We start from the raw sequence: 26,185 nt of genomic DNA on the forward strand, positions 1-26,185 counted from the left end.
TTCGTGCCCGGCAAGCCATTGCAATGCATTGGCCTGCCGGTCGTCATTCGCTCATCGCAGTCAGGAAAATCCATGCTCTCTCCCTTTGCGCGCAAGACGCCGCTGGCGCTCGCGCTAGCCGCCATGTTGCCGGCCGTCGCGTACGCCGACGACACCAATCAACCGTCCGCCGTCGAACTCGCCCCGACATCCGTCGCCGTTTCCGCCGAGCGCACGCCCAAGCACATACTCGATCCGAACTTGCCCGCCGCGAGCGCCACGGTCACCGCCGACCAGTTGCAGTACCAGAACGTCGAGACGACGGAAGACGCCTTGCGATATGTCCCCGGCATGGGCGTTCGACGCCGTTTCATCGGCGATCTGAATTCCACCATCGCCGTGCGTGGGACGAGCAACTCGCAAACGGCTCGCGGCCTTGTCTACGCGGACGGCCTGCTGTTGAGCAACTTCCTTGGCAACACCTGGACGTTCGCGCCGCGTTGGTCGATGGTATTTCCGGAGGAAATCGATCAAGTCGATGTCATTTACGGGCCGTTCTCCGCGCTCTATCCGGGCAATGCCATTGGCGCAACAGTGCTCATCACGACCCGCATGCCGGAGACGTTCGTGACCGACGCGAAGGTTCAGGGTTTCACCCAGCACTTTGACCTGTTCGGGGTGAACCGAAGCTTCAACGGCAGCAACGTGAGTGCGAGCGTTGGCGACAAGTTCGGCAACCTGTCGCTGCTGGTGGGCGTGGACCACATGGAGAACACGGGACAACCGCTCCAGTTCTACACGGCGTCGCAATCGACCACACCTGCCACATCAAGCGCCAAGGTCGTGAGTGGCGCGTATTCCTATCGCGACCAGAACGGCGTGCCGGGTGTGGTGATGGGAGTGAACGGAGAAGGCATCGAGCGTGTGACGCAAGACCAGCTCAAGCTCAAGGCCACCTACGATTTCACCCCGACGCTGCAAGGCGGCTTCAGCTTTGGCTACTGGCATCAGAACTACAACAGTCAGACGAGCACGTTCCTGCGCGACGCGAACGGCAATCCGGTGTATTCAGGGACGGTCAACATCAATGGCTACCAATATGTCATTCCGGCATCAGCGTTTGCGCCAAGTCAGGGCGTGAGCGAGAACCTGCTTTACGGCCTGTCTCTCAAGACGCGCAACAAGACCGGATGGAATTGGGAGGGCATCGCGTCGTACTTCGACATCTCTCAAAGCGAGGCGCGCACGGCCGGCACCGGAGCGCCCGGCAACGGACCGGGGACGGTCACGTATGGCGACGGTACCGGCTGGAAGTCGATTGACCTGCGCAGCACCTATACGCCCGCCCAGGTCGGGCCGGGCGCGCATTGGCTGGCGTTCGGTTATCACTTCGACACGTATTTCCTCGATAACCGCACGTTCAACACGTCGGCATGGGTCAACGGAAACGATACGTCGCTAGCCAACGCGTTCGGCGGCAACACGCTCACGCAAGCGCTTTACGCGCAGGACACGTGGCAATTCCTGCCGCGTTGGAAACTCACGACCGGCCTGCGTTACGAAGATTGGCGCGCCTATTCGGGGGCCCGTACGCTGGGTGGCGTGACCGTGCCGTATGCAGGATCGTCCGACGCTCATTTCTCGCCCAAGCTTTCGCTGGCGTTCGCTGCCACGCAGGATCTGACGCTGCGGGCTTCGATTGCACGTGCCTATCGCTTCCCGACCGTCTCCGAGCTCTTCCAGGGCTCGATCACCGGCACCAACATCGTCAACAACAACCCGGGACTGCGCCCAGAAGACGATCTCGCGAAGGAGTTGAGCGCCGAGTGGCAACTGGAGGTCGGCAAGGTGCGCGTTTCGCTGTTCCAGGACGACGTGAAAAACACCATCTTCAGTCAGACAAATACGACCGTGTTCCCCAACGTCACGAACTTCCAGAACATCGACAAGGTTCGCTCGCGCGGTATCGATACGGCTTTCGACGGTCAGGACGTCCTCTTTCAAGGCCTCGACATTGCCGCCGGTCTGACGTACACACAGTCGAAGATCATGGCCAATACGAACAATCCAGCGTCAGTTGGCAAGTACTTCTATCGGATTCCGCTGTGGCGCGCGAATCTGGTGGCGACCTACCGCTTCAATGCGAAGACGGCAGTGACCGGCGCGATTCGTTACTCGGGCCGTCAGTACAACACGCTGACCAATACCGACAACAATCCGAACACGTTTGGCGGCACAAGCACCTACACCGTCGTCGATGCGAAGTTCACCTACAAGCCGACTGCGCGCACGCAAATCGGTATCGGCGTGGATAACCTGTTCGACACGCGCTACTTCGTCTATCACCCATACGCCGGCCGCACCTTCTTCATCGAAGGCAAGTTCGCCATCTGAATCGCAGGCCAAGGAGATCACGAATCATGGGGATACTTTTCACGCCGATGCGCGACGTGCCGCCCAATCAGGCCGCCGGCCGCTATCGCACGCTGTGGCGCTGGCACTTCTATGCCGGGCTGTTCGTCATGCCCTGGCTCATGGTGTTGGCCGTCACGGGAACGATCTACGTCTTTCAACCACAGATTGAACCGTGGCTGTATCACGACCGTATGGTCGTTGCCGCGACGCAGGCGCCTCGCCTGACCGAGCAAACGCTCATGAAACGTGCTGCGGCGTCGCTGCCGCGAGGCGCCACGATCAGTTCGGTCGAGGTGAATCGCGATCCGGCACGAAGCGCGGAATTCATCTTCCGCCTACCCGGCGGCGAGCGCGAGAGTGTGTACGTCAACCCGTATTCTGGCGAGGTGCTGGGCACGCTCAGCGTCGAGCATCGGCTGATGAAGCAGGTGCGCCAGTTGCATCGCGCGATGATGCTCGGCAAACCGGGGGAGCTGCTCATGGAGCTGGCCGGGTGCTGGACACTGGTCATGCTTGCGACCGGCGTGGCGCTGTGGTGGCCGCGCGGCAACGCGACATGGGCGGGGGCGCTCAAACCGCGGCTTCAGTTGCGTGGCCGGCCTCTGCTGCGCAATCTGCACGGCGTCGCGGGCCTTTGGCTCGCGGCGGGCGGCCTGGCATTTGTGCTCACCGGGCTGCCTTGGTCGGGCTCGTGGGGCAAGCAGTTCAAGGCCATCGCGACGCAAGCGGGCATGGGCTATCCTGCCGGCGCGTGGGGCGACGCGCCAGTACGCTCGCGCATACCGACAAAGATGGATGATTTACCGATCGCTCAAATACCGTGGGCCGTGGGCGACACGACGGTGCCCAATTCGAAGATGCCAGCGCACGAGATGAGCGCCATGCACGGCGATCACGGCGATCCAGAGCGGGCCGGAATGAAAGGCATGGGCGCCTCGTCGCAAGCCGGCGGCACAAGCGCCGCCGAACATGCCGCGCACGGTGGCAGTGGCGGCACGAAGGGGCTAACGATCGCTCAACTTGACGCTCAGGGTGCGCTGCCCATCGACCGCGTGATGGAAATTGCGGCGAGCAAGGGCGTGAGCACCGGATACAGCCTGATCGTTCCCTCGCGCGCCGATGGCGTCTACACCGTTTCTTACTTCCCACCCGATCCGCGCGACGAACGCACGCTGCACATCGACCAGTACAGCGGCACGGTGCTGCGCGACATCGATTACGACGCCTATGGCGGCGTCGCGCAGGCGATCTCGTATGGCACGTCGCTGCACATGGGCCGATACTTCGGCGCCGCAAATCAATGGCTATGCGCGCTGATTTCGATGGGGCTCTTCGGCATGGCAGCCACAGGCGCCGCGATGTGGTGGATACGCCGCCCGTCTCGCTCGCTGGGCGCACCCGCGCGAGTGCCGATGCGCGTTCCCATGCGTGGCTGGATCGTGTCCCTGGTCGCGTTGGGCGTCGTGTTTCCGCTGATGGGCGCGACGATGCTCGCGGTCTGGGCGCTTGACCGGATGTGGGTCAGGCGGGCAACGAAGCCGCTGCAGCAGACGGCACAATGAATGTCGTTGATGGGGCCCCGCTCGGCAGGGGGCCCTCCCGCGCACGTGGGTCTGCACCTGCGCATTGGGATACGGCGATAGCCTCGGGCGAGCACCAGAAAGGCCGCGGCCTAGGGGAAGTACATACCGGAATGGCCATACATGCCTCCTCCCGACGAGACGCCTCACGTCAAGTGAGACGAGAGAGAGCGCGTCATCACGAGCTTCGGCAAACCTTTGCGCGCAAGTCATACCAGGCGACGGCGACGAATCCGCCCACCAGTCCGAGATGCTCGAAAAAGCCGTTGGCAAGCATCAGCCGCGCCTCGGGAGGCGCGGCCCAGAACCGGTTGGCGAGACACGACGCCGCCAGCGTAAATCCGGCCAACGCCAACGCCCCCAACCACCGCCACCGGCCCGTCAGGATCAACAGTGACGCGCCGATTTCAAGCACGATAACGGCCAGTGCCATCGGCGCGGCCGGCGACAACCCGAAGTGCCGCATCTCGGCGATGGCACCCGGGAAATCGATTGCCTTGTCGATGCCACCTTGCAGGTAAGCGCTACACAATAGCAACAGCGCGAGCCAGTAGATCCAGCTCGGTAGCGAACGCGTCTTGCGAGCAACCTCAGATGAAACATCCGGCGACGGCGGGAGGGGAGCCATAGAGCACCTCGGTTAACACACGCTGATCAAAACGCCCAGCAAGCTCACTGGTTGATGAAGGCCAGCAGGTCGGCGTTGACCTGATCGGCGTTGATCACGCACATGCCGTGGGAAGCCTCCTTGTACACCTTGAGCTTGGCGTTGGGGGCGATCTTGACCGACAGCTCGGCGGCATGTCCGATCGGGACAATCTGGTCGTCGTCGCCGTGCAGGATCAGCGTCGGGATCGTCATTTTCTTCAGATCTTGCGTGTAGTCGACTTCCGAGAATTCCTTGACGCACAGATACTGGCCCAGAATGCTGCCGGTCATGCCCTGCGCCCAGAACGCGTCGACGGTGCCTTGCGACACCTTGGCATCCGGACGGTTGAAACCGAAAAACGGCACCGCCAGGTCCTTGTAGAACTGCGAGCGATTGTCTGCCACGCTCTTGCGGATGTTGTCGAACACCTCAAGCGGCAAGCCGTTCGGATACGCGGCCGACTTGGCCATGATCGGCGGCACCGCGCCAATCAATACCGCGCGCGCGACACGCCGGGTGCCGTGGCGGCCGAGGTAGTGCGCGACTTCGCCACCGCCGGTCGAGTGACCGACCAGCGTAGCGCCCTGAATGTCGAGCGCGTCCAGCAGCGACGCCAAGTCGTCTGCGTAGGTATCCATATCGTTGCCATGCGCCGACTGTGTGGAACGCCCATGTCCCCGACGGTCGTGCGCGATGACACGACAGCCGTGCTGTACCAGGAAAAGCATCTGCGCGTCCCAGGCGTCGGCATTGAGCGGCCAGCCGTGCGAAAAGACCACGGGCTTGCCGCTGCCCCAGTCTTTGTAGAAGATTTGCGTGCCGTCTTGGGTGGTGATCGTATTCATCGTCTGCGCTCCGAGGAAGGAATGGCGGAATAGCGAGGGCAACTTCGGGTTGAAACCGGCGTGGGCTGCATTTGCACCGCGGGCCGCCACCGTGACGGCCTCACCAAGTGTGTCGGCACCGCTCGCCGGCCATCTGCGACGCGAGGTGCCGACGATGCTGAAGGGCGCCTGGTGTGTGCTTCAACGCCTGACGGCCGATCACAAGGAAGACTAATGGCTCTGCGCCGGCGCCGCCATCGTCACTTGGTATTAACCGCCCGGGCTGCCCGCCTCGGACGATTCGCTAGAATGCGCTTCCCCCCGATTGGGCGTCAATCAGCCATTCACGGCCCGCGATGTGCACGTCTATCGCACGCGCGCCGGGCGCGGCACACCTTTGTGCTATTGGTGAGCGCGCTGGACTGTGATTTGATGATGGCGTTCTCCACATCACGCCCTGCGCGTTGCCCATCATGACCCGCGAGCCCAGCGACATCGTCACGAGCATCATTACCCACGAGATCATTCCCGAAGCGACGCATCGCTACGAGCAATGGCTCGCCGACATCCGAAAGACTTGCGAGCGCTTCGAGGGCTATCTTTCCACCGATGTGATCCGGCCGCTCGGCAAGCAGCACACCTATGTGGTGATCATTCGTTTCGACGGCTTCGACAACCTCACGCGCTGGATGGAGTCTGCCGAACGCCGCGATTTCCTGAAGCGTATGCAGCCCTTTTTGCCGAAGGGCGATCGCTACCAGATCCGCACGGGACTGGAATTCTGGTTCGAGCCTCCTGCGCACAAGCCTGCCACGCCATGGAAGCAGTGGCTGGTGACGTGGTCTGCGATCTTTCCCTTGTCGGTCCTGGTGCCTTGGCTACTCGGGCCGGTATTCGCCCTGTGGCCCTTCCCCGGCGAGTCGATCGTCGCCCGGATGGCCGGTTCCGCGGTTATCGTGTTGCTGATGGTCTACGTGGTGATGCCGCGTTACACGAAGGCGGTCGCCGGCTGGTTGTTTCGCTGAGGTGTAATGACCCAGCGGAGCCTGCTCAGGTCAGACGGCTAAAGCAAAAGCCTCTGCCGGGGTCATCATCTTCAGTGCTTGGTGCGGCCGTCGATGGTTGTAGAACTGAATCCAGTCGCCGATGACACGGCTGGCGTGTTGCAGCGTCTCAAAGCGATGGCGGTGCGCACATTGCTCCTTGAGCGTCCGGATGACGCGCTCGACCATGCCGTTCTGCTGTGGACAATGCGGGGTGATGAATTCCTGGCGCGCGCCATAGCTGCGCGCCAGCGCGGTGTAACTGCGACTGGTAAAGACCAATCCGTTGTGGCTGCGTAACAGGAATGGCGCTGGCACTCGGCCCAACGTACTGAGGCGAGCAATCAGTGCTTGTTCCAGCGCACTGCCAGCCGCCGTCGCACGGCCGCTGCGAGACAGGTGCCAGCCGAGCAATTCCCGCGTGTGGCAGTCGATCACCAGCGCCAACGTCGCCCAGCCATCTCTGCCGGCCCAAATGCGGCAAGGACCACCGTTCGTTCGGCGCTGTCGCCACCGAGGGCAGCGCCTGTGTGCGGGGCCGCAAGCCGATTGGGCGCTTCTTGACCTGCCAGCCGTTCAATTGAAAGACCCGCTGTACCGTGTTCTTGTTGAACCCGTGCAGGTAAGCCACCGTCCGATAACCAAATGACGGGGACTCCTCGATCAATGCCTTGATGGGTTCGGCAAAGCGCAGTTGTACTTTGGCGGGTGCTTTCACGGATCGATAATACGCAGTGCGGCGCGGCACACCGAACCATAGGCACAGCTTGGCGATCGAGACGGTGATGCCGTCGGCTTGAAGTCCCTGGCGGATCGTCTCGATCACTTCTCGTCCTCGCCCAGGAGGGACTGCAATTTTTTCTGGCGCGCAGCTCCAGCATCGCCTCGCCGTATGCCTCTTGCAGGTCTTTGAGTTGCCGCTCGTATTGCTCCCGAACGTCCAGCGGGTTTGCTCCCAGCGTATTTTCCATGCCCCGCTTGCCGTCTTCGACCCACGATTCGACTTCCGAGGGGGCGAGGTCAAACGACCGGCTCGCCTCAGATACCGTCGTTTTGCCTTGAATATTGTCGAGCACCAACGCGCTCTTGCGCTTGGCCGTCCACCGCTTGATTTCGTCTTCCATCTTCATGCTCATGTGTTTGTCCTCGAAGGTTAACACCTGAGCAGGTTTTCAGTGGGTCATTACAAAAGTTCACTGTTCTCGTTGAGCCATTTATGGCCGCCATGCGTGCGTACTACGTCACGGTTCGCGTCCGTCTCCGAAGCACAACCAGCAATCCAGCAAGCGCAACTGCAGGAACTACGCACCACAACAGTATTTCCTGAGGTTGCAATCCGGATGCGAGGAGCATACCGACGGCCCCGGGGCCGAAGATTGAGCCCAGTCGGCCGGCTGCGGCCGCGAAGCCGACTCCTGTCGTGCGCATAGTCAACGGATATGTGCGAACCGCCAAAACTGCCTGGCCGATACAAATCGTCCCCGTTGCCGCACCAATAAGAGCGGTGAGGGACAACACAATCCCCCCCTCGGAAAGATGTGTACCGCCTATAATCGCGAAAGAAAGGATGCCAATGGCCAAGAGCGCCATCAAAACGGTCTCTACACCGACGCGTTTGACTGAGAGGATCAGCAGTAAGCTCCCCAATCCACCACCGGCTGAAACGGCCATGGTTCCGAGTGCCGCACGGGCTGGGCTGAATCCAAAAGAGGTCAAAAAGGTGGGCATCCAGAATAGCAGTGCGTACGCTACGAAGAATCCTAGGCACGACACCGACCAGATCAGCACAGTTGTGGTGCGATATGGCGAATGAAGCAGTAACACGACAGGTGAGACATCAGATTCGGTTTGATCTATGGCTGTGGACCGCCTACGAGAAAGTGATTCCAGCGATACGTCGTCCGACATCGTTCGGAACACGGCTGGCAAAAGAAGCACGGGAAGAATACCCCCGGCAATGAATACGGAATGCCAGTCAAACTTCCCAATGAGAATAGCCGCCACGCCACCGCCGACGGCTGCCCCGACCGACATACCCGTTGTTACCGCCGCAGTCACAGTAGACCGATGTGAGTCGCTCACTGCCATGGAAATGCCAGCAATAATCGCGGGCACTATCAGTCCGAGAAAAAATGCCGTGAAGAACCGGAACCCTGCCATTTCCCAGACTGAGCCAGCCAGTACGCTTGCCAGGGAGAGAATGGCGAAGCAGATCATCGCCGTTGCGACGACCTTTTGCCGGCCGAATCGGGACACAGCGGCGCCGCTCGCAAGATACCCGGCTACAGCACCGATGCTTGTCATGACGAAAGTGGGCGCCAATGCGGAAGAAGGCACCTGCCACTTCACGGCAAGTGTTGGCGCCACGTAGGAGATCGCGGCCGTATCAAAGCCATCAACCGCCATCACCAGAAAGGCCGTGAACGCGAGCGACCACGTGCCGCGAGCCCGCCGAGTCTCCCCGGCGCTCGAGGTTGAAGAGGAAACGTCAGTCATAGCTGGCTAGAAAGCATGTTGAATGTTGAGGGCAACTGACGTCTGCACCGCCGAACTGGATGCACTCGGGAGGGTCGAGTTGATGCGAGCGAATGCGTTTTGGCCGGACGCCCGTTGCCACGCGAGCGACGCATAAACAGACGTGCGCTTGGAGAAGCGATATGTAAGCGTGCCGCTGACTTGATTTGCGTGGGCGTTGCTCAGTTGCGCGTTGCTGCCCATGTACGTATATGTGCCTGCAAGAGTCCAGAAGGCCGAGAAGTCGTAGCTGATGGTGGCGTCAAGGCTATCAATCTGCGCGCCCGTTGCAGTGTTGCGAGAGACGGTCCCCAGCAAGGCCAATTGCGTGTCCCCGAACTTATAGCGCCCGCCGATACCAAAATTGCGAATTCCGGCATTCCCCTGTGCGATGGATGGCATCTTGGCCATCGTGTACGCAGCACCAATGCCACCATCCGCAAACTGGTAGTTGACGGTGAAACTTGATCCGCTGGAGTTCCCGAAGTGGCCAGGAACACCTCCGAAGCTGTACATCGCCCCGAACGTCAGGCCGTTGAAAGACGCACTCTTGAACTTGACGGCATTATTCAGAGCCTCCCCGTTTAATCGGTCAAAGTCGTATGAATTACCGACTGCATAAGGCACCCCAAACGATGAGAATGGGCCCATGTGAGCCCCCCAGATACCTTGGTAAGACGTCCCCGCATACCCTTGAACCGTTAGCGTGTCGAACATGAAGTCCCGTTGCTGCCCCAACGTCAACGTTCCGAACTGATTGGACAGACCCACAAACGACTCGCGGGAGAACAAGGCACCAGGCGCGCCCAATATAGAACCGTTGTTCATCCCGAAAATGCTACTCAGCGAGAACAGTGCCTTGTAACCGTCGCCCAAGTCCTCCTGGCCATTGATCCAAATCGTATTCGGCCGCAAAACACCTGCCAGCAACAAGTACATACTCGAGTGGCCTCCGACATTGTTCGTGTACGCCACTCCGTCGCCAATGATCCCGGAGATGCTAACACTGCTCTGAGCGAACACTGGCGGGGCAAAACACAGGTACACCAAGACTGCTGCATAACGAAACTGGACTCTTCGTGGCATAGGACCTCTGTTATTTATCTCTAGTGATGTCTCCAATCGACGACGCCATGGTGAAACGTCGATTTCTGTAAAAAAAGCGAAATAAGCTGAGCCCTTGCTTGAAAAAATTTCATACCCATTACCTCTGGGGATTGACGCTTTCTCAATAGGGGGCACACATCATTTCCATAGGCTGCACGCTCGATATCATCGACCATACCGCTAAGGATTGGGCATGAATTGCTCAAGCTTTCAGATGCGCAAATTTGACGACTTAAACGAGGATGGGGATGAACACAGTGTCGACGCATTGCGAACAAGGCGAGCTGGCCGGCCGAATTGCCGACGGCGTCATATCGTTTCTGGACGTACCCTATGCTCGTGATGGCGGGCGATTCGCCGATGCGCTTCCGCCCCAAGGGTGGAGCGGCATTCGCGACGCCACACGCCCCGGTCCGGTTTTCCCTCAGTTGCCCAGTAGGCTCGACTTTGTCATGGGGCCGACGGCGCGAAACGTCGAGATGTCTGAGGATGCCTTTCGTTTGAACGTCTACACGCCCTCGTTAGAGGGTCGCCTTCCCGTCATTTTCTGGATTCACGGCGGGGGGTTTCTCACTGGGGGCGCACTTCGCTGCTACAGCGGGAATCAGCTCGCAAGGTCCGGCCGTGCCGTCGTGGTCACGTTCAATTACCGCCTTGGGGTTTTCGGAAACCTATACCTTCCGGGTACATCCAGAGGGAATCAGTCCGTACGTGACATCGTTGCTGCGCTACATTGGGTCAAGCGAAACATTGAGCGATTTGGCGGGGATCCGGATTCCATCGTCCTCGCTGGACAGTCAGCGGGGGCATGGTATAGCCAGCTCCTTATGAGCATGACGGAAACATCCGGGCTTGTGCGCTCAGCTGTCTTGCTAAGTTGGCCGGGCCTGCCACCTCAGACTCCGGAAGTTGCGCACAGTGTCGCTCGAGAGTTCTGTGCCATCGGCAGCTTCGATGGACCGCCCGGTGACTTGCGAAATGCATCGGTACCGTCGCTACTGGAGACGCAAGCAAAACTACTCGGCTCTCGGGCAGCATTCGGGGCAATACCCGTTGGTTTCATGCCCGTTTCGGATGAGCACGTTCCAAGCGCTCCCATGAAACGGGCGGCTCAATTTGCGCCCAAGCCCGTGATGATTAGCTGGACTCGCGATGAAACCGGGAGCTTCTTTGGATCGAATCCGTTGCTGGTCGATGCAACAAGAGACGCCGTACTTGCTCGCTTTCGCCAAGAGTTTGGCACCGAAGGTGATAGTCAGTACGCCCGATCGTCGAATCGTCGCCTGGGAAGCACGCCTTACTCATCCTTGGTCGAGTTAACCTCCTACGGAATTTTCAAAGGTCCGGCACTTGAAGCCGCGTCTCTCTTAGCAGATGCGGGAAGTGCCACCTACACATTCGAATTTGGCGTTCCTTCACACCAACCTCACGTGGGCGCCGGGCACTGCTTCGAGCTTCCCTTCGTCTTCGGCAACTTCCCGGATTGGCCCGAAGCACCCATGCTGCATGGCATCAATCAACGGTTCGCGGATCAGTTGTCTGAGCTAACGCAGGCCTATCTCCTCAATTTTGTCGAGACAGGTAATCCAAACGGCGACAACTTGCCAGAGTGGAAAGCGTTCCGCCGCGGTGAGCAGGCGTCACTCCATCTCAGTGAAACCGTAACCTGCTATCCCGCCACCCAGGAATTCGCGACTCCTTAAGATCGCGATCGAAGCGGGCCGCTAGTCCGATAATCCCCCAATGCCATTGATGGGCCCAATTGGATACACTCCAATGGGCACCTCCCTGGCTTTTTATCGTTGTCGAAGTGCGAGAGGAGGCGATTGTCATTGCATTTTGAATTGAGAATGAATGACCATGAGTTCACTGCATCTGCGACTGAAGCTCAGACACATCTCGGTGGTCGTTGAAATCGCAAGACTTGGGACACTTCAGAAGGCCGCGGAATCTCTAAGCGTCAGCCAATCGGCCGTCTCAAAGGCCTTGACCGAAATCGAGGCAATTGTCGGCACCGCCTTGTTCGATCGGACGCCCAGCGGTATGCGCCCAAACCTTTATGGCGAGACGTTGGTCCGCCATGGATACTTGATTACAAGTGACGTCCAGCGGGCTGAAGCAGATTTGGAAGCATTGCTCAGCGGGGATGTCGGAAACCTCTCCGTAGGGATTTTCTCGCCACTGACGTGGTGGAAAGCGTTATCGGATTGCGTTGGAGACTTTCGGATACGTTCACCGCGAGTGCGATTAACGCTGACGGAAGCGCCAATGGAGGATTTGCTGTCCGCGCTGGACCAGGATCTCGTAGATATTGTCATCGGACGGTTGGCGAGCGGGTACGGAAGCGACCAGTACAAGCTCGAAGTACTGCGTGACGATGCGCCGCTGTTTCTCGCACGGCAGGGTCATCCGCTGACGCAGCAACCCGTGGCACTTGCTGACCTCCTTGGTTTTCCGTGGGTGCTTCCATCGCAACCGAATATCGTCAGGCAGCAGCTTGAGTTTGCCGTGCAGAGCATGGGACTGACCTTTGGCTCAGATGTGCTCTCGGCACAAGTTTCGCCCTTAGTTTTTCGCCTCGCCAGTCAAAGCAACACGCTTGTTCTTTCGTCTCAGTGCGCAGCGGAGGAATTATGCGCGCTCTATGCCCTGCAACCTGTTCAATGTGAATTGCCGCTGCATATGGGACCGTTGATGGCTATCTCTCGCCGAGACAAACTCGATCCGCTCGCCACAACAGGCTTTCTCGGGAACCTAAAGCGATTTGCAAACGGTCTAACGCCGACGAATCCATAACCCAAGCGCCTCAAAAAAAATGGCCCACGACTGTGGGCCAAACGCTCAGTGGAGACCAAGCGCGTTCGATTGTTGCACTGCTCGCTAACTAGTTAGTGCTAGATCAGCGTGTAGCTTCGATTCAGACGACACCGTCGATTTCTGTCTTTGTGATGCCGTATTTGGCCATACGTGCACGGTGATCCTCGGAACCGAGGTATTTCCGTAGCTGGTCGTTCACCGCGTTGATCAAAGTGTGGTTATTCTTATTGAAAGAAAACGCGCCGACGGGCACCGAGCCATTCGAACTCACCTCATTACCAACGGCTTCCAGTTCCCGATTCGTTGCGACGATCTCGCGATTGCCCACGGCAGTCGCCGAATAGGCGTCAATCTTCCCCGCGAGAAGTGCCGTTATGGCTTCATGTTGGCTCTGGAATTTGACAATCCGCTTGGCGGTAACGCCGGCATTCAGCGCCGTATCCTTCTGCACGGTGCCGGAGACGATTCCAAGAATCGCATCACTGCGTGCGGCAATGGATTCATAGCTCGTGACTGCCTTGGGATTGCCGCGACGAACAACAAACCCGTCAGCCAGCGCCCATACAGGTACGCTGAACGTCACGATCTCTTCACGCTCCTTGGAAATAAAGATCGGAACGTTCATGTCCCAGCGTCCGTCTCTAACGCCCGGAAGCAGCTCTCCAAAGGTTGTCAGTACGTACTCAATCTCCGACACGCCAATCGCGCGCAGGGTGACTTCCGCCAATTCGATATCGGAACCTACCGGCGCATTGTTCGGCCCAGTCCGATAGAACGGCGGCTCTTCGATGTATGCAACTCTGACTTTCATAGGTATCTAATGTCCTGATTAGGTAGTGGACCATCAGCCCAATCGACCTTGGCATAAGGCGATAGCGCTGATGGAATGGGGCAAATCCTGGTGGTTCAACGACTAGTCTGCGATGCGTTGCACCCGACAGCGTTGCACACCTAGTCCGTCGATTCCGCACTCAACAATGTCCCCAGGCGTCAGGTAGTCCGGAGTCGCCTTGTTGAAGGCAACACCGGCGAGCGTCCCCGTCAAAATAAGATCGCCAGGCACTAGCGTCATGAACTCACTCAAGTAAGCCACAATCTCTCGTACTGAGAAGTTAAGCTTGCCCGTGCGACTATCTTGTCTCATGTCGGTGTTCTTTTTGAGCCAGATCCGGGGTGTCCGGAAACTGGTCTGATGTCACCAGCCAAGGTCCGACGGGGGCAAACGAGTCCGCACTCTTGCCTTTGCTCCATTGCCCTCCCCGCTCGAATTGCCACCCCCTGTCGGTCAAATCGTCTGCAACGACGAATCCAGCGATCACGTCCCTAGCATCACGTTCAGGAACATTTCTGACGAAGCCTCCGATTACGACGCCAAGTTCCACTTCCCAATCGACCGCGTCGGGCGTCTTGGGGATCACTATCGGATCAAACGGTCCGCTCAGCGCCGTAGGAGATTTGAAAAGCACAAGCGGTTCGTAAGGCAGCTCGAATCCAGTTTCCTCCGTGTGGTCCACGTAGTTCAAACCGACGCAGACAATCTTGCCCTGCATGGCGATGGGACTTCCAATGCGGGCGTGCGCGTCTACCAGTGGGAAACGCGATATGTCTGTCTCGGCAAACTTTTGGAGGAACACGGAACCTCGAGCGTTCCGGTGCCCCAATCGGGAACCACACTGCTTACGTCTCGAATGAGCCCCTCGTCATCAAGCACACCGGGCCTTTCATGACCGATGGAACCGAATCGAACCAGTTTCAACGTGATACCTCACTAATGCTAGCGACGGCACGCACTCGTTCGTCTTCTGAGATTAGAAGACGGCTCATCGATTAACGACTCGCTTTGGCATAACAAGTGCGAGCAAACCGCCAAAAAAGACGCAGACTCCGAACGCAATCACACCCGCGCTCATGCTGTGGGTAAGGTCCTTCAGCCATCCGAGCAGATAGGTGCTGGCGAACCCGCCGAGATTGGCGATGGAGCACGCGAAAGCAATACCCGCCGCTGCTGCCGTCCCACGAAGGAACGTCGACGGCAGTGCCCACACCACGGGCATCGCAGCCGCGGCTCCCGCATTCGCCATTGACAGCAAGACAACGATAGCGATCGGACTTCCGGAGAAAAATGCACTTCCAATCAGTCCAACGGTTGAGCACAACAAGGGCACAGCCACGTGCCAGCGTCGTTCGCGAAATTTATCCGAACTCATCCCCGTGACGAGAACCGCGATGACCGCCAAACCGTTCGGAATAGCCATCAGAATACCGATCTCTACCGTGCTTGCCACACCTGCTTCGCGCAGCATCGTCGGCATCCAGAACGCGATTGAATAGAAGCAAAGAAGAATGCAAAGATCTAGATAACCGACCGCCCACACCTTCGGGTCGCGGAATGCCTGGCCAAGCTGATGCCCCTTCTGCTCCTTACGATCGCCGCCGATATCGTGTTGGAGCCGCTTCATTTCCTCCGCAGTGAGAAACCGCGCGTCGGCGTAGTTCTTTGGCAGAAATACGTACACCAGGATGCCCAGAACAACCGAAGGAATCGCTTCAAGAAGGAACAGCCATTGCCAACCGTGAAGTCCGTGAACACCGTTGAAATACGAAAGAATCCAGCCCGACAACGGTGCGCCAAGAAGGCTCGACATCGGCAATCCGACCATGAAGAGCGCGATGATTCGACCACGTCTCGCGTCCGGGAACCAATAGGTCAGATACAGCAGCGCACCAGGGAGGAATCCGGCCTCCGCGACACCCAAAAGGAATCGCACCAGATAGAACTGGGTCGGCGTTGTTACAAACATGGTGAGACCCGACAGGATCCCCCATGTGACCATGATTCTGGCGATCCAGAATCTGGCACCGACCTTTTCAAGCAACAAGTTGCTGGGCACTTCAAACAATATGTAGCCGACAAAAAAAAGTCCGGCACCCAGCCCATAGACGGTGTCGCTGAGGCCGAGCGCACCCGCCATTTGCAACTTCGCAATGCCCACATTCACTCGATCGAGGTAGGCGGCGAAAAAACAAAGACAAAGAAACGGCGCGAAACGCAGCGTCAACTTGCGATATAGACTACGCTCGGAAGCGCTATCGTGAATCGGTTGGTCCGTCGTGGAATCGAGAAATGACGTCGACATGTCGTGTCCTTGAGGAAAGCGTAGCGGGGCACGTCTCGCACGGGTCGCGAGACGTGCGACCTGACATCACGAGTAGTTGATCACGAGCAGTTTGATTTCCGACATCTCGTCCATCGCATACCGGGTTCCCTCTCGGCCAGTACCCGATTCCTTCCAGCCACCGAATGGCATGTTGTCAATTCGGAAGATGGGAACGTCATTGACCATCAAGCCGCCAACATCCCATGTCTCAAGCGCAAGAAACGCGCGCTGGAGGTCCTTGGTGAACAGACCGCCCTGCAGTCCATACCGCGAGTCGTTTGCGCGTTGAAGCGCCTCATCGAAAGTGCGATAGCTATTGAGCGTCAACACTGGGCCAAAGATCTCTTCGTCCTCAACCTTCATCCCGGAGCGCGTATCGGTGAGGACTGTGGGTTGCACCACGGCGCCGACTCGAGGACCACCCGCCAGAAGACGCGCACCTTCGGCGACGGCTTCATCCGTCCAGCTCTGAATGCGAATGGCGGACTTCTCGTCGATGACCGGCCCGACGTCAATCCCCTCCTGCATCGGATCCCCGACTCGACAGGCACGCACTTTCGCCAAAAGCTTCTCTTCGAACTTGTCTCGGACCGACTCGTGGACGAGAATTCGTTGAACACCGATACAGTACTGGCCGCCAAAAACGACACCACCTCGAACGCAACGCGTAGCCGCTAGATCGAGGTCTGAGTCCTCGGCCACAATAACTGCACCGTTGCCACCTAATTCAAGCGCGACCTTCTTTTGGCCCGCGATCGACTTGATGTGCCAACCCACCTTGGCACTACCGGTGAATGTCACCATCGCAAAGCGCGGGTCTCGTACCATCGATTCGGCAAGCGGAATGCTGCAATGAGACACTTCGAGCGCGCCCTCGGGAAGCCCGGCGTCACGGAAGACCTGTTGAAGCAGCAAACTTGTGAGGGGGGTCTGGGGCGCGGGTTTGAGCACAACCGCGTTACCCACCGCGATGGCCGGAGCAATCTTGTGAAGCACCAGATTGAGCGGAAAATTGAACGGAGAGATGGCAAGCACCAGGCCAATTGGAAAACGGCGAGCAATGCCGACCCGACGGCGCATGCCGGCCAGCTTTTCCTGTTGAAGCTCCGAGAGCGCCGCGGGCCGACCACTCGAATCTGTCGTCTGATACTCGAAGACCCCGGCATCCGAATCAAGCGGAACCTCTTCACCATGACTTCTCCGCGCCTCTGCTGCCGCGTTGCGCAGATTGAACACGCCACGCGAAACCTCGCCTTTCGCGTCATACAGCGGCTTGCCCGCTTCCGCTGCAATAGTTTTCACGAACTCGTCGCGACGGGCTTCGATCAGGTCTGCCGCGCGCAGCAAAATATCCGCACGGACGAAGCGCGGCATGTTTCGCATGATCTGAAATGCTGCCTGAGCGCGGAGAATGGAATGTTCGACGTCATGCGCATCGGCAATCGGCATATGGCCAACGACAGCGCCGTCGTACGGGCTGCGAATCACATCAGTGTTATTCGCTTTAGCGCCAAGATTGATTGTCATTTACCTGTCCTTGAAACAATGTCTTTTGATTAGATTTTCGAACCGCTTCTCTCATGAGAGAAACCGCGTTTCGGATGTTCCGTTACGCGACGACAAGCGTCCACTCCAAGTTGGCGATCGCGCGAACCAGGCTATAAGGCGCGAGCATCGAGGTCTTCGGGTTGCTGGGAAGTGTTTTGCCGGTCACCGACACGTCGAGATTTCCGAACACCCCGTCTGCCTTGATCCTGTGGGTGTTGCCGATAGCAGCGGGGTCTGCATGGAGTACCACTTTGGTTCTGTCAAAACCAACCCCCGCCAAGGCGATGGCAGCGGCCACATTGGCGTTCTGCGGAAACAGCCGAGCGGCATCTCTTGCATTTCCCTCATAGACGACTGTCAACTTCTCAATCGCATCAAGGGTCACCAACGTCTCGGCATGCGTTCCACGCCACGCTTCCGGCGACTTGTGCGCTTCATACCTCACTTCGCTGAGCCCGGCCATTTTTGCGGCCCCAAGCGCGTCAAGACCACCCAGAGCACCCGAGGGAATTCGCAATCGCGCATTGCCCTCGGTTGCAGCGCTCGTCAATTGAGACTCCAAAGACTGGTCTGCCATTGCGCCGACGGAGGCAATCAGCATGTCTCGTCCCGACGCCAGAACTGAAGGGCCAAACTCCCTCAGTGCGCCGTGACCGGCACACTCGACAACCAGATCAATGTCCTCAGCTAAAATCCGGTCAATTCGATCAACAAGAGCAACGCCTGGGACGAGCGCTTGCCGCGCGGTTACAAGACGTTCTGTCCGTTGATAGACCGCGCGAATTTGAACATCGGGCACATGCTTCGCTATGAGTTCACATAGCAGCGTGCCAATGGCACCACAACCTATCAATCCAACGTTCATCGTTTCCCTCTCTCGATCCGCGGCAATCTCACTTGCCGCCGCGTCATATCCGCATTTAATGCGAATCAATTTTCACGAGGAAGGTGTTCGAAGTTACGATGGCGATCACTAAATCAGAACACCGTGACACATTTATCTGCTCTGCATGCGCAGACGCGTCAGCAATAGCTGCAGAAAGCTCTGCGCCGCAGCGGATAGCTCTGCCGAACGCGAGGTAACGACGTCAATCGTCGCGGACTTGGCATCGCTGCCCTCAAGGGGAATCGCGCGCAGCAACCCGTTCGTCATTTCATTCACCAAAGTCAGCGGCGGCATGAAACTAATAACGTCGGACTGTCGAACCAGGTTCTTGATTGCCTGAAGCGAATTAGCCTCCACTGAAACGCCAAGCGCTGTCCCGGCACGCGCCGCTATCTTCTCTATCAAATACCGAATACCGTAGGTGCGCGTCGGTAACGCTACACGCTCGGCCACAAGTTCCTCCATCGAAATGGATGCTCGCGAAGCAAGCGGGTGCTCCGGACGGCAAATGACTTGTAGTGGTTGCACCGAGCGCCCATGCAAAGTGATGTCGTCCCGGTTCAAAACGTTGAACGCCATTCCTATGTCGGCACGGTGATTCGTCAATTCGTCAACAATCTGCGCGGTGCCGCAGATATCGAGATGCACAACAATGCCTGGATGCTCGCTCGCGAACTCGGTAATCAGGTCGGGCATGAATGTCTGTACAGCCGCTTCCACCAATGCGACACGCACGGTCCCATGCCGTAACGCGCTCAGATCATCGACGGCCGCTTGGAGCTGCTCGAGATTCCGACTGTTGATCCTTACGTAGTCGAGAAGTAACTGCCCCGCCTCAGTCAGTGTTGCCCCTCTGGACGAACGGTCAAATAGGACAGCGCCCAGCTCGGCTTCAAGGTTGCTGATCTGCTTACTGATGGCGCTTGGAGCGACAAAAAACACCTCGGAGGCTTGGCGTAACGATCCGGTCCTCGCCACTTCAGCGAAATATTTGAGCGATTGGGGCTGTATCACAACGTCACGCAAGCGCGGCGTCTAGCGCTGCATTGATGTCGGCAACAATGTCCTTCGGGTCCTCTAACCCGATGGAGAGCCGCAGATGACCAAACTTTCGGAAATTTTCCGGATATCGTTCCGATCCGCCTCTCCCTTCGGCACCCACGTGCACGATCAAGGTCTCGTCGTGCCCAAGGGACACAGCTGAGGTGATGATTCGCAGATTGGAAACGAATCGATTCTGCAGATCCGGGCCTCCATTTAGCGCAAACGCCATGACACCGCCGAACCCTAAGCCGGAGAATTGTTCGGCAGCGAGTTCGTGCTGCGGGTGTGTCGATAGACCGGGGTAGGCGACGAAAGCGACTCTGGAATCCTTGGACAGCGTTTCAGCGACAACCCTAGCCGTCGAGAAATGCCGGGCAAGGCGCAATGGGAGCGTGACTGAACCTCGTGTGATTAACCACGCGTTGAACGGTGAGATAGAACCACCGACGTCGACAAGTGCATCCGCCTTGAGACGGTGAATCAGATCAGCTCGCGCGATGACAGCGCCGCCCATCGAGTCGCCGTGTCCGTTGATGTACTTTGTCAGGGAATGCACAACAAAGTCTGCGCCGTGCTCAAGCCCCCGAAACATCGGCGGCGGACTAAACGTCGCATCGATGGACAGCATCGCGCCCGACTCGTGCGCGATATCGGCAAGCGCACGCACGTTGGCTACTTTGGTTGTTGGATTCGCGATCGTTTCCGCGTGTATAAACTTGGTCGTCGGGCGAACTGCGGCACGTACGGCATCCAGGTCACTGATGTCGACAAATGTTGCCTCAATGCCATATCGGGTTGGCAATAGCTCGCTGAAATGGCGCCAAACGGCCTCATACGTGACATCACTAACAATGACGTGGTCACCGCTTTTTAGAAACGTAAAGAATATGGCGTACAGCGCCGCCACGCCGGTGCTGAAGACGACTGCATCTTCTCCTCGCTCCATGCCAGCAAGCTTTCGCTCAAGACAGCGTTGGTTGTGTCCCAGATTTCGGTTGTAGAAGAGCAGCCGCGAATCGGACCAATCCAGCGACGACGGATCATCGGGCAACGCATACGAGTTGGCCATCACGATAGGCGTGCGAATCGCGCCGGTGGTCGCATCGACAACGTTCCCACCATGCACGGCCTGGGTGTCAAAGGAGAGTGTTTCCGGCTTCGCTTTGTCCGGGCGAGGTTGGATGTCTTTAGCGGTCATTTGCCACAGCTCCTGATGATCGACTCACGGCAATTGTTTGATGCACACAACCTTAGGCTGCGTCATCTCTTCGTAGGCGAAACGCACACCCTCTCGGCCCAGGCTTCCATACTTAAAGCCACCAAAGGGCATAGCATCGAATCGGTAATCCGATGAGTCGTTGATCATTACTCCGCCGGCGTCCAGCCGCTTGGCCGCATCAAGCGCAGCGCGCAAGTCGTTGGTAAATATGCCGGCGTGCAAGCTATATTCCGGGCTGTTTGCCAGTCGGAGCGCTTCATCCAGTGTTTCGACCCGCTGGAGGACGACCACCGGACTGAAAACCTCGTGCCGCCAGATTTCGCAATCGAAGCTAACGTGCTCCAAGACGGTGGGTACGTACAAAGCGCCTCTCCGACGGTTTCCACATAGAAGGGTTGCGCCCTGTTCAATCGCTGCATCTACGGTTTGTTGAGTCCGCGCTGCTGCGTTTTCCGAGATCATCGGGCCGACATCGGTCTCCGGTAGCAGAGGGTCTCCAACTTTTAGCGCCAGCGTCTTGCTCACGAACTGGCTTTTGAATACGTCGTAAATAGGTGCGTGGACAAGGATGCGCTGTGTGCCGACGCAGTTCTGGCCGGCCGCCCAGAACGCACCTGAAACGCAAGAGTCGACAGCGTTTGCAAGATCACAATCTTCGAGAACGATGACCGGTGCGTTGCCACCTAAGTCCATAGCCAGTCGCTTTAGTCCGGCGGATCTCGCGATTCTCTCCCCGGTGGCAAAGCCGCCAGTGAACGAAACCATTCGCACCTCACGAGAGGATACGAGGGCCTCGCCTAGCTCGGCCCCCCCCGTAGCGACCGACACCATGCAAGAAGGCAAGCCTGCGGCAACAAGGCAATCGACGAGCTTCAAGGCCGAAAGCGGTGTGAGCTCTGATGGCTTAAGCAGTACGGCATTTCCCCCGGCGATTGCTGGGCCAAGCTTATGCGCAACCAGATTCAACGGATCGTTGTAGGGCGTCACGGCCACAATGATCCCAAGGGGCTCTCTCGTGAACCAACCTTGTCGATCCTCGGAGCCCGAGTAGGCATCAAACGGCACGATCTCACCTGCATTACGACGCGCTTCGTCTGCCGAGAGTTTCAACGTGTTTACGCACCGGAGCACTTCCTTGCGAGCCTGCCTTAACGTCTTTCCCGCCTCCGCGACAATTAACGCGGCGAACGCGTCCTCATCTCTCTCGACAAGCGCGGCGCAATCGTCAAGCACGCGAGCACGGGCGTAACGCGAAAGTGCTCGGCCAACGCGTGCCCCTTCGCGAGCTGTCTCCAGAAGCGACGGAACCTCTGTGGGCGAAAAATTTCGGACGGTGCCGACCTCGGTTCCATCGAAGGGGCTCTTCACAGAAATTCGGCGGAATGGTAAAGCAGTGTGCGGCACGGAATTGCTCATCTCAAGTACCACTCCCAAAGTTCCCAATCGAAAACGTATCGTCGAACTGATACGAAATCGAGACGAGTCACTCCTGCGGTTGTATCGAGTTGCTAGAAGTGCAACGCGCCTTCGACGCAAGTGACGCACGATCCCCCGACCTGCACCTTCCCAGTGGCGTCGACGTTGACCAATATTCGCCCCGCTCTGCCAATCTTTTGTCCTTGCGCCGCTACGTAATGCTGCCCTGACGCAGACAACAGGCCGCGAGCCCATTGGAACGCGGCGACGCTACCATTGCCGCTTCCGCAAACCGGATCCTCTTCGACGCCACAAGAAGGAGCAAACGTTCGAACCTCAATAGCGGCAACGTCATGGCTAGCATGCTCGCCAAACACAGTCACGCCGGTAACACCAAGCCGTCGCTCGAAGGCCGCCAGTCGCGCAAAATCAGGGCGAAGATCCAACACGGCGGACGCCCCGCTAAGTTTGGCGATAACCCAAATAGCGCCAACGTTCACAATGGCCGGCGCGACTCCGACCTCGAGTTCGCAATTCAAAATGCTGGCCAGCGTCTCGACGTCCTCGGAGCGCAAAGCGGAGATCTCCGCAGCGGGCAGATCAAACGCGAGCTGGCGATGTGAACCGCTTTGCTTGACATTGATACTGACGAGTCCGATGCCACACTCCTGAACCAGACTCCCATCACTTCTTGGCGATGCGAGGCCGGCCTCGATGATTGCGTGAGCTGTGCCAAGCGTCGGGTGACCTGCAAACGAAAGCTCGCTCCTCGGCGTGAAGATGCGCACTCGATAGTCAGCCTGCCTAGTCGTCGGAGGTAGTACGAAGGTAGTCTCCGACAGGTTCGTCCAACCGGCGATCGTCTGCATTTCTCCAGTATCGAGCCCTTCTGCATCAAGCACCACTGCAACTGGATTGCCCTGGAAAGGCTGTGCAGTGAAGACGTCAACAACTTCGTAAGCGCGCTTCATATTGGCTCCGCTTTGAGACACGCTGGGATTTTGGAGAAGCAGAAATCGAGGTCTCCGTCCCCCTGTTGCGATTCAATCTGCACAACTGACGCGTGACGCCTCTGCCTCGCCTAAGAAAGGCTGGCATCCATTGCCATCGAGAGCGCAGTCAGGGCCGGGCCCAGTCGCTCCGGCGGGAGATAACCGAAGCCTAGGCGAAACGACCGATTCTCTTCGCCAAACCAACTGCCCGATGCCAATTGCAAATCGTGGCCTGGCAAGACGTCCCAGAATTTTTCAACCGCCCTATCATCGAAAACGTCGGCACGAAGCCGGACGCAACATAGCGCTCCCGCGTTCGGACGGACCCACTCAACCCGCGTTGCCTCGGACTCGCACCAGCCTGCGAGTTTCGTGAGTGCTCCCGCGAGAAGGCGTCGTCTCGACTCGAGAACGCCGCTTCGCTTTTGAATCAGTACTGTCGCGAGCGCCTCATCAAGCACGGAGCCTGAGATGACGGTGTTCATTTTCGCGATGGTAATGCGAGCGCGAAGATCAGGATCGGCGATGGTAAGCCAACCAGTCCGCAGGCCAGGGGCGCCCAGTGCTTTGGAAACCGAGGCTCCGGTTACAACGCGCAGGTCGAGCGATGCAACGCTTTCCATCGGAAGCTTGTCCCCGTACGTTGCTTCGCGATAGGTCTCATCGACAAAGAGAACCGCTTGCGGCGCCGCTCTCTTCATCAGTGCAAGCAGGTCCTCGATTTCTTCACGCGAGGTTTGCACACCGCTGGGATTTTGTGGTGAAGCCAAGCTCACCAGCTTGGTTTTCGTCGAGAGCTTCGCCTCAATCGCTGACAGATTCAGTCGAAAGCCGTTCTCGAACGACAGCTTCACTTCCTGAACATGTACACCGGCGCCCGTCAGGCAATCTCGGCTCGGAGGGAAGCACGGGGTCAACAAGACGGCTTCGTCACCTGGCCGGCACACCTCAAACGCCAGCAGAAAGAGCCCAAGCGCGGTGCCCTGCGTCGTCACAACGTACTCTGCCGGCACACCACATACCTCGCTGATCGCTTCTCGAAGGGCAACCGCGCCGGCCGACTTTCCATAGCCGAGCTTTAGACTGCGAATGCTGTCGAGGTCGGCCAAGTCGAGAATCTCGCCGACCGTAAGGTCTTGCGACGTGCTTTCGGCGAGATTAAGTGGCCGATTCACATCAAGAAGCGAAATGATGTCGTTGTACGGAAAACGACCTCGCCATTCACCTTTGGTGCGGTCGCCGGTCGCCGGCAATTTCGTTGGGTCTTCGGTCGCAGAAAAGGTTGTCATCGCTCGTCGCTCCTATCCGGTCCAACGCTCTTCAATCGAGCGCTGATTGCTCGGCCATTGTCATCGCCCAAAGGGCGAATGCCCCCCACTCAGAGAGTGGGCCGAAATCGATCTGAATAAGATCATCGTAGCGCGTCGAATACGACTGCAACAGTCACAATTTCAGCTAATTTGACCAGCACAATTGTGACTTGCATGAGGGGGATGACGGGGCAATAATTCGAGTACACCTGACTCGTGTGCTCACCATGGATATACCCGCGCAGCACCGCTACCTCCAGTTAGCCGACCTCATTGTCAGCATGATCGACAATGGGGCCCTTTCGTCCGGCAAGAGGCTGCCGTCTGTGCGCTCGTTCAGTGAACAGCACAGTGTTAGCGTATTTACAACGCTGCGAGCCTACCGATTGCTCGAAGATCGGGGCATTTTGATGTCCCGTCCGCAGTCAGGGTTTTACGTTGCCGCAGGCCGTCGCAATCTGCTCGCGCTTCCATCGGCATCACGTCTACGAACCAAAGTTTCAACGGTCTCCATCAGCGGGGCAGTCGCGGCGCTCCTTGAGCATGCGTCCAATGCCTCACTCGTACCACTCGGGTGTACGGTGCCAGCAGCGGGCTTGCTTCAGTCGAAGCGGCTTGATATGACGCTCGCCCGCGCCGCCCGACAACACGGTGACCGATATAACATCTATTGCCCGCCCCAAGGCGACGCCGTGCTCCGACAGGAAATCGCAAAGCGGGCAATGCGCATCGGCCAAGCGCTTTCTCCGGACGACGTGATAGTTACAGCCGGATGCACCGAAGCGCTTATGTTGGCGCTCACGGCGATTGCGAAGCCAGGCGACACCATCGCTGTCGAGTCACCTACCTATTTTGGTTTGCTGCATACCCTTGAGATGCTCGGCATGAAGGTGATCGAGCTCCCGACAAATCCGTCGACTGGTATCGAGGTTGATGTCCTCTCGCGACTGCTGGACTCACAGAAGATCACAGCATGCGTTTTGTCATCGAGTTTCAGCAATCCGCTTGGCTCTGCCATGCCGGAAGCTCGGAAGGTTGAGGCGCTCGCCCTGCTCAATCGACACGAGGTCCCGCTAATCGAAGACGACGTCTATGGCGACATTCACTTTGGACGAGAACGGCCAAAGCCATTCGCCGCGCTCGAAGGCGGAGAAAACACTATCTACTGCAGTTCTTTCTCCAAGTGTTTGGCGCCGGGATATCGCGTTGGATGGATTACGGCGGGCCCCTATGCGCAAAAGGTATTGGAGCGAAAACTCGCGTTTAGTCTGTGTGGTCCAGTACTCCCTCAAGTCGCGTTGGCTGAGTTTTTGGCGTCGGGAGCATATGACACTCATTTGCGTCGTATTCGGCATGCCTTTGAGGAGAACCTCCAACGCATGACACGCGCAATCGAGGATAGCTTCCCAACGGCTACCAAGGTTAGCCGTCCCGCCGGTGGTTTCGTTCTTTGGCTGGAGCTCCCGCGACCGTTTGACTCTCGTGAGTTGTTCGACGAGGCCATCGAACATGGCATCTGCTTCGCACCCGGTGACGTGTTTTCGGCCAATAGATACTTCCGGAATTGCTTGCGTCTGAGTGCAGCGTCTGACTGGAACGATCGTGTCGCCGACGGAGTAAGGCGTTTGGGCCGACTGGCCAGTACTCAACTTGCGCGATAAGACGGGTACCGGGAATTACTGAG

At 58.1% G+C, this 26,185-nt stretch carries 21 protein-coding genes and 2 pseudogenes; 7 read left to right on the forward strand and 16 right to left on the reverse strand.

Annotated elements, in window-relative coordinates:
* Positions 1 to 72 precede the first annotated feature (72 nt).
* Positions 73 to 2,373, forward strand: coding sequence for a TonB-dependent receptor (locus PSO31014_RS12885; RefSeq protein WP_150551984.1), 2,301 nt, complete (start codon positions 73 to 75; stop codon positions 2,371 to 2,373).
* Positions 2,374 to 2,399: 26 nt separating this feature from the next.
* Positions 2,400 to 3,956, forward strand: coding sequence for a PepSY-associated TM helix domain-containing protein (locus PSO31014_RS12890; RefSeq protein WP_246176618.1), 1,557 nt, complete (start codon positions 2,400 to 2,402; stop codon positions 3,954 to 3,956).
* A 196-nt stretch (positions 3,957 to 4,152) separates the two neighbouring features.
* On the opposite strand, the gene PSO31014_RS12895 is transcribed toward PSO31014_RS12890, so the two are convergent.
* Positions 4,153 to 4,602: a DoxX family protein gene (locus PSO31014_RS12895; protein ID WP_174976494.1), complete on the reverse strand. Its 450-nt coding sequence runs from the start codon at positions 4,600 to 4,602 to the stop codon at positions 4,153 to 4,155.
* A 44-nt stretch (positions 4,603 to 4,646) separates the two neighbouring features.
* Positions 4,647 to 5,468: an alpha/beta fold hydrolase gene (locus tag PSO31014_RS12900; protein WP_150551985.1), complete on the reverse strand. Its 822-nt coding sequence runs from the start codon at positions 5,466 to 5,468 to the stop codon at positions 4,647 to 4,649.
* A gap of 91 nt (positions 5,469 to 5,559) precedes the next feature.
* Between PSO31014_RS12900 and PSO31014_RS22835 the strand changes: the two genes are divergently transcribed.
* Entirely contained in the window at positions 5,560 to 5,682 is a 123-nt protein-coding gene (locus PSO31014_RS22835; RefSeq protein ID WP_281349093.1) for a hypothetical protein, read from the forward strand.
* 238 nt (positions 5,683 to 5,920) lie between these two features.
* Positions 5,921 to 6,472: an antibiotic biosynthesis monooxygenase gene (locus PSO31014_RS12905; protein WP_150551986.1), complete on the forward strand. Its 552-nt coding sequence runs from the start codon at positions 5,921 to 5,923 to the stop codon at positions 6,470 to 6,472.
* A 30-nt stretch (positions 6,473 to 6,502) separates the two neighbouring features.
* Here PSO31014_RS12905 and PSO31014_RS22670 read toward each other — a convergent pair whose 3' ends face one another.
* From PSO31014_RS22670 to PSO31014_RS12925, 4 genes and pseudogenes are all read right to left on the reverse strand, one after another.
* The gene (locus PSO31014_RS22670) at positions 6,503 to 6,928 is read right to left on the reverse strand and encodes an integrase core domain-containing protein (protein WP_246176631.1); all 426 of its coding nucleotides are present in this window, start codon (positions 6,926 to 6,928) and stop codon (positions 6,503 to 6,505) included.
* Between the two features lie 384 nt (positions 6,929 to 7,312).
* Positions 7,313 to 7,626, reverse strand: a pseudogene (locus PSO31014_RS12915) (DUF1153 domain-containing protein).
* Positions 7,627 to 7,726: 100 nt separating this feature from the next.
* The gene (locus tag PSO31014_RS12920; RefSeq protein ID WP_150551987.1) at positions 7,727 to 8,986 is read right to left on the reverse strand and encodes an MFS transporter; all 1,260 of its coding nucleotides are present in this window, start codon (positions 8,984 to 8,986) and stop codon (positions 7,727 to 7,729) included.
* 6 nt (positions 8,987 to 8,992) lie between these two features.
* Positions 8,993 to 10,090: a porin gene (locus PSO31014_RS12925; protein WP_150551988.1), complete on the reverse strand. Its 1,098-nt coding sequence runs from the start codon at positions 10,088 to 10,090 to the stop codon at positions 8,993 to 8,995.
* A gap of 269 nt (positions 10,091 to 10,359) precedes the next feature.
* Here PSO31014_RS12925 and PSO31014_RS12930 point away from each other — a divergent pair, with 269 nt between their 5' ends.
* Complete coding sequence (locus tag PSO31014_RS12930) at positions 10,360 to 11,814, forward strand: carboxylesterase/lipase family protein (RefSeq protein ID WP_174976495.1); 1,455 nt, start codon at positions 10,360 to 10,362, stop codon at positions 11,812 to 11,814.
* 157 nt (positions 11,815 to 11,971) lie between these two features.
* Complete coding sequence (locus tag PSO31014_RS12935) at positions 11,972 to 12,907, forward strand: LysR family transcriptional regulator (RefSeq protein WP_174976496.1); 936 nt, start codon at positions 11,972 to 11,974, stop codon at positions 12,905 to 12,907.
* A gap of 121 nt (positions 12,908 to 13,028) precedes the next feature.
* On the opposite strand, the gene PSO31014_RS12940 is transcribed toward PSO31014_RS12935, so the two are convergent.
* The 10 genes and pseudogenes from PSO31014_RS12940 to PSO31014_RS12985 all read right to left on the reverse strand — a co-directional run bounded on the left by PSO31014_RS12940 (position 13,029) and on the right by PSO31014_RS12985 (position 24,480).
* Complete coding sequence (locus PSO31014_RS12940; protein ID WP_150551991.1) at positions 13,029 to 13,739, reverse strand: transporter substrate-binding domain-containing protein; 711 nt, start codon at positions 13,737 to 13,739, stop codon at positions 13,029 to 13,031.
* Positions 13,740 to 13,841: 102 nt separating this feature from the next.
* A pseudogene (locus PSO31014_RS22680) lies at positions 13,842 to 14,478 on the reverse strand (fumarylacetoacetate hydrolase family protein).
* Positions 14,479 to 14,748: 270 nt separating this feature from the next.
* Positions 14,749 to 16,065, reverse strand: coding sequence for an MFS transporter (locus PSO31014_RS12950; protein WP_150551992.1), 1,317 nt, complete (start codon positions 16,063 to 16,065; stop codon positions 14,749 to 14,751).
* Between the two features lie 66 nt (positions 16,066 to 16,131).
* The gene (locus PSO31014_RS12955; protein ID WP_150551993.1) at positions 16,132 to 17,613 is read right to left on the reverse strand and encodes an aldehyde dehydrogenase family protein; all 1,482 of its coding nucleotides are present in this window, start codon (positions 17,611 to 17,613) and stop codon (positions 16,132 to 16,134) included.
* An 82-nt stretch (positions 17,614 to 17,695) separates the two neighbouring features.
* The gene (locus PSO31014_RS12960; protein ID WP_150551994.1) at positions 17,696 to 18,499 is read right to left on the reverse strand and encodes an aspartate dehydrogenase; all 804 of its coding nucleotides are present in this window, start codon (positions 18,497 to 18,499) and stop codon (positions 17,696 to 17,698) included.
* 132 nt (positions 18,500 to 18,631) lie between these two features.
* Entirely contained in the window at positions 18,632 to 19,546 is a 915-nt protein-coding gene (locus PSO31014_RS12965; protein WP_150551995.1) for a LysR family transcriptional regulator, read from the reverse strand.
* Positions 19,539 to 20,762, reverse strand: a complete 1,224-nt coding sequence (locus PSO31014_RS12970) for a trans-sulfuration enzyme family protein (RefSeq protein WP_174976497.1) — start codon at positions 20,760 to 20,762, stop codon at positions 19,539 to 19,541. The genes PSO31014_RS12965 and PSO31014_RS12970 overlap by 8 nt, the downstream gene beginning before the upstream one ends.
* 24 nt (positions 20,763 to 20,786) lie before the next feature.
* Positions 20,787 to 22,199, reverse strand: coding sequence for an aldehyde dehydrogenase family protein (locus PSO31014_RS12975; protein WP_150551996.1), 1,413 nt, complete (start codon positions 22,197 to 22,199; stop codon positions 20,787 to 20,789).
* Between the two features lie 92 nt (positions 22,200 to 22,291).
* A complete protein-coding gene (locus PSO31014_RS12980; protein WP_150551997.1) occupies positions 22,292 to 23,170 on the reverse strand; it encodes a PhzF family phenazine biosynthesis protein in 879 nt (292 codons plus the stop codon).
* Between the two features lie 110 nt (positions 23,171 to 23,280).
* Positions 23,281 to 24,480, reverse strand: a complete 1,200-nt coding sequence (locus tag PSO31014_RS12985; RefSeq protein WP_150551998.1) for a pyridoxal phosphate-dependent aminotransferase — start codon at positions 24,478 to 24,480, stop codon at positions 23,281 to 23,283.
* A 248-nt stretch (positions 24,481 to 24,728) separates the two neighbouring features.
* On the opposite strand from PSO31014_RS12985, the gene PSO31014_RS12990 reads away from it, so the two are divergent.
* Positions 24,729 to 26,162, forward strand: coding sequence for an aminotransferase-like domain-containing protein (locus PSO31014_RS12990; protein WP_150551999.1), 1,434 nt, complete (start codon positions 24,729 to 24,731; stop codon positions 26,160 to 26,162).
* The last annotated feature ends 23 nt before the right edge of the window (positions 26,163 to 26,185 follow it).

The organism is Pandoraea soli, assembly GCF_902459595.1.
GTDB classification, from domain to species: domain Bacteria; phylum Pseudomonadota; class Gammaproteobacteria; order Burkholderiales; family Burkholderiaceae; genus Pandoraea; species Pandoraea cepalis.

Coding starts and splice junctions, on each gene's coding strand:
- PSO31014_RS12885 (WP_150551984.1), top strand. CDS start 73: ATGCTCTCTCCCTTTGCGCGCAAGACGCCGCTGGCGCTCGCGCTAGCC.
- PSO31014_RS12890 (WP_246176618.1), top strand. CDS start 2,400: ATGGGGATACTTTTCACGCCGATGCGCGACGTGCCGCCCAATCAGGCC.
- PSO31014_RS12895 (WP_174976494.1), bottom strand. CDS start 4,602: ATGGCTCCCCTCCCGCCGTCGCCGGATGTTTCATCTGAGGTTGCTCGC.
- PSO31014_RS12900 (WP_150551985.1), bottom strand. CDS start 5,468: ATGAATACGATCACCACCCAAGACGGCACGCAAATCTTCTACAAAGAC.
- PSO31014_RS12905 (WP_150551986.1), top strand. CDS start 5,921: ATGACCCGCGAGCCCAGCGACATCGTCACGAGCATCATTACCCACGAG.
- PSO31014_RS12920 (WP_150551987.1), bottom strand. CDS start 8,986: ATGACTGACGTTTCCTCTTCAACCTCGAGCGCCGGGGAGACTCGGCGG.
- PSO31014_RS12925 (WP_150551988.1), bottom strand. CDS start 10,090: ATGCCACGAAGAGTCCAGTTTCGTTATGCAGCAGTCTTGGTGTACCTG.
- PSO31014_RS12930 (WP_174976495.1), top strand. CDS start 10,360: ATGAACACAGTGTCGACGCATTGCGAACAAGGCGAGCTGGCCGGCCGA.
- PSO31014_RS12935 (WP_174976496.1), top strand. CDS start 11,972: ATGAGTTCACTGCATCTGCGACTGAAGCTCAGACACATCTCGGTGGTC.
- PSO31014_RS12940 (WP_150551991.1), bottom strand. CDS start 13,739: ATGAAAGTCAGAGTTGCATACATCGAAGAGCCGCCGTTCTATCGGACT.
- PSO31014_RS12950 (WP_150551992.1), bottom strand. CDS start 16,065: ATGTCGACGTCATTTCTCGATTCCACGACGGACCAACCGATTCACGAT.
- PSO31014_RS12955 (WP_150551993.1), bottom strand. CDS start 17,613: ATGACAATCAATCTTGGCGCTAAAGCGAATAACACTGATGTGATTCGC.
- PSO31014_RS12960 (WP_150551994.1), bottom strand. CDS start 18,499: ATGAACGTTGGATTGATAGGTTGTGGTGCCATTGGCACGCTGCTATGT.
- PSO31014_RS12970 (WP_174976497.1), bottom strand. CDS start 20,762: ATGACCGCTAAAGACATCCAACCTCGCCCGGACAAAGCGAAGCCGGAA.
- PSO31014_RS12975 (WP_150551996.1), bottom strand. CDS start 22,199: ATGAGCAATTCCGTGCCGCACACTGCTTTACCATTCCGCCGAATTTCT.
- PSO31014_RS12980 (WP_150551997.1), bottom strand. CDS start 23,170: ATGAAGCGCGCTTACGAAGTTGTTGACGTCTTCACTGCACAGCCTTTC.
- PSO31014_RS12985 (WP_150551998.1), bottom strand. CDS start 24,480: ATGACAACCTTTTCTGCGACCGAAGACCCAACGAAATTGCCGGCGACC.
- PSO31014_RS12990 (WP_150551999.1), top strand. CDS start 24,729: ATGGATATACCCGCGCAGCACCGCTACCTCCAGTTAGCCGACCTCATT.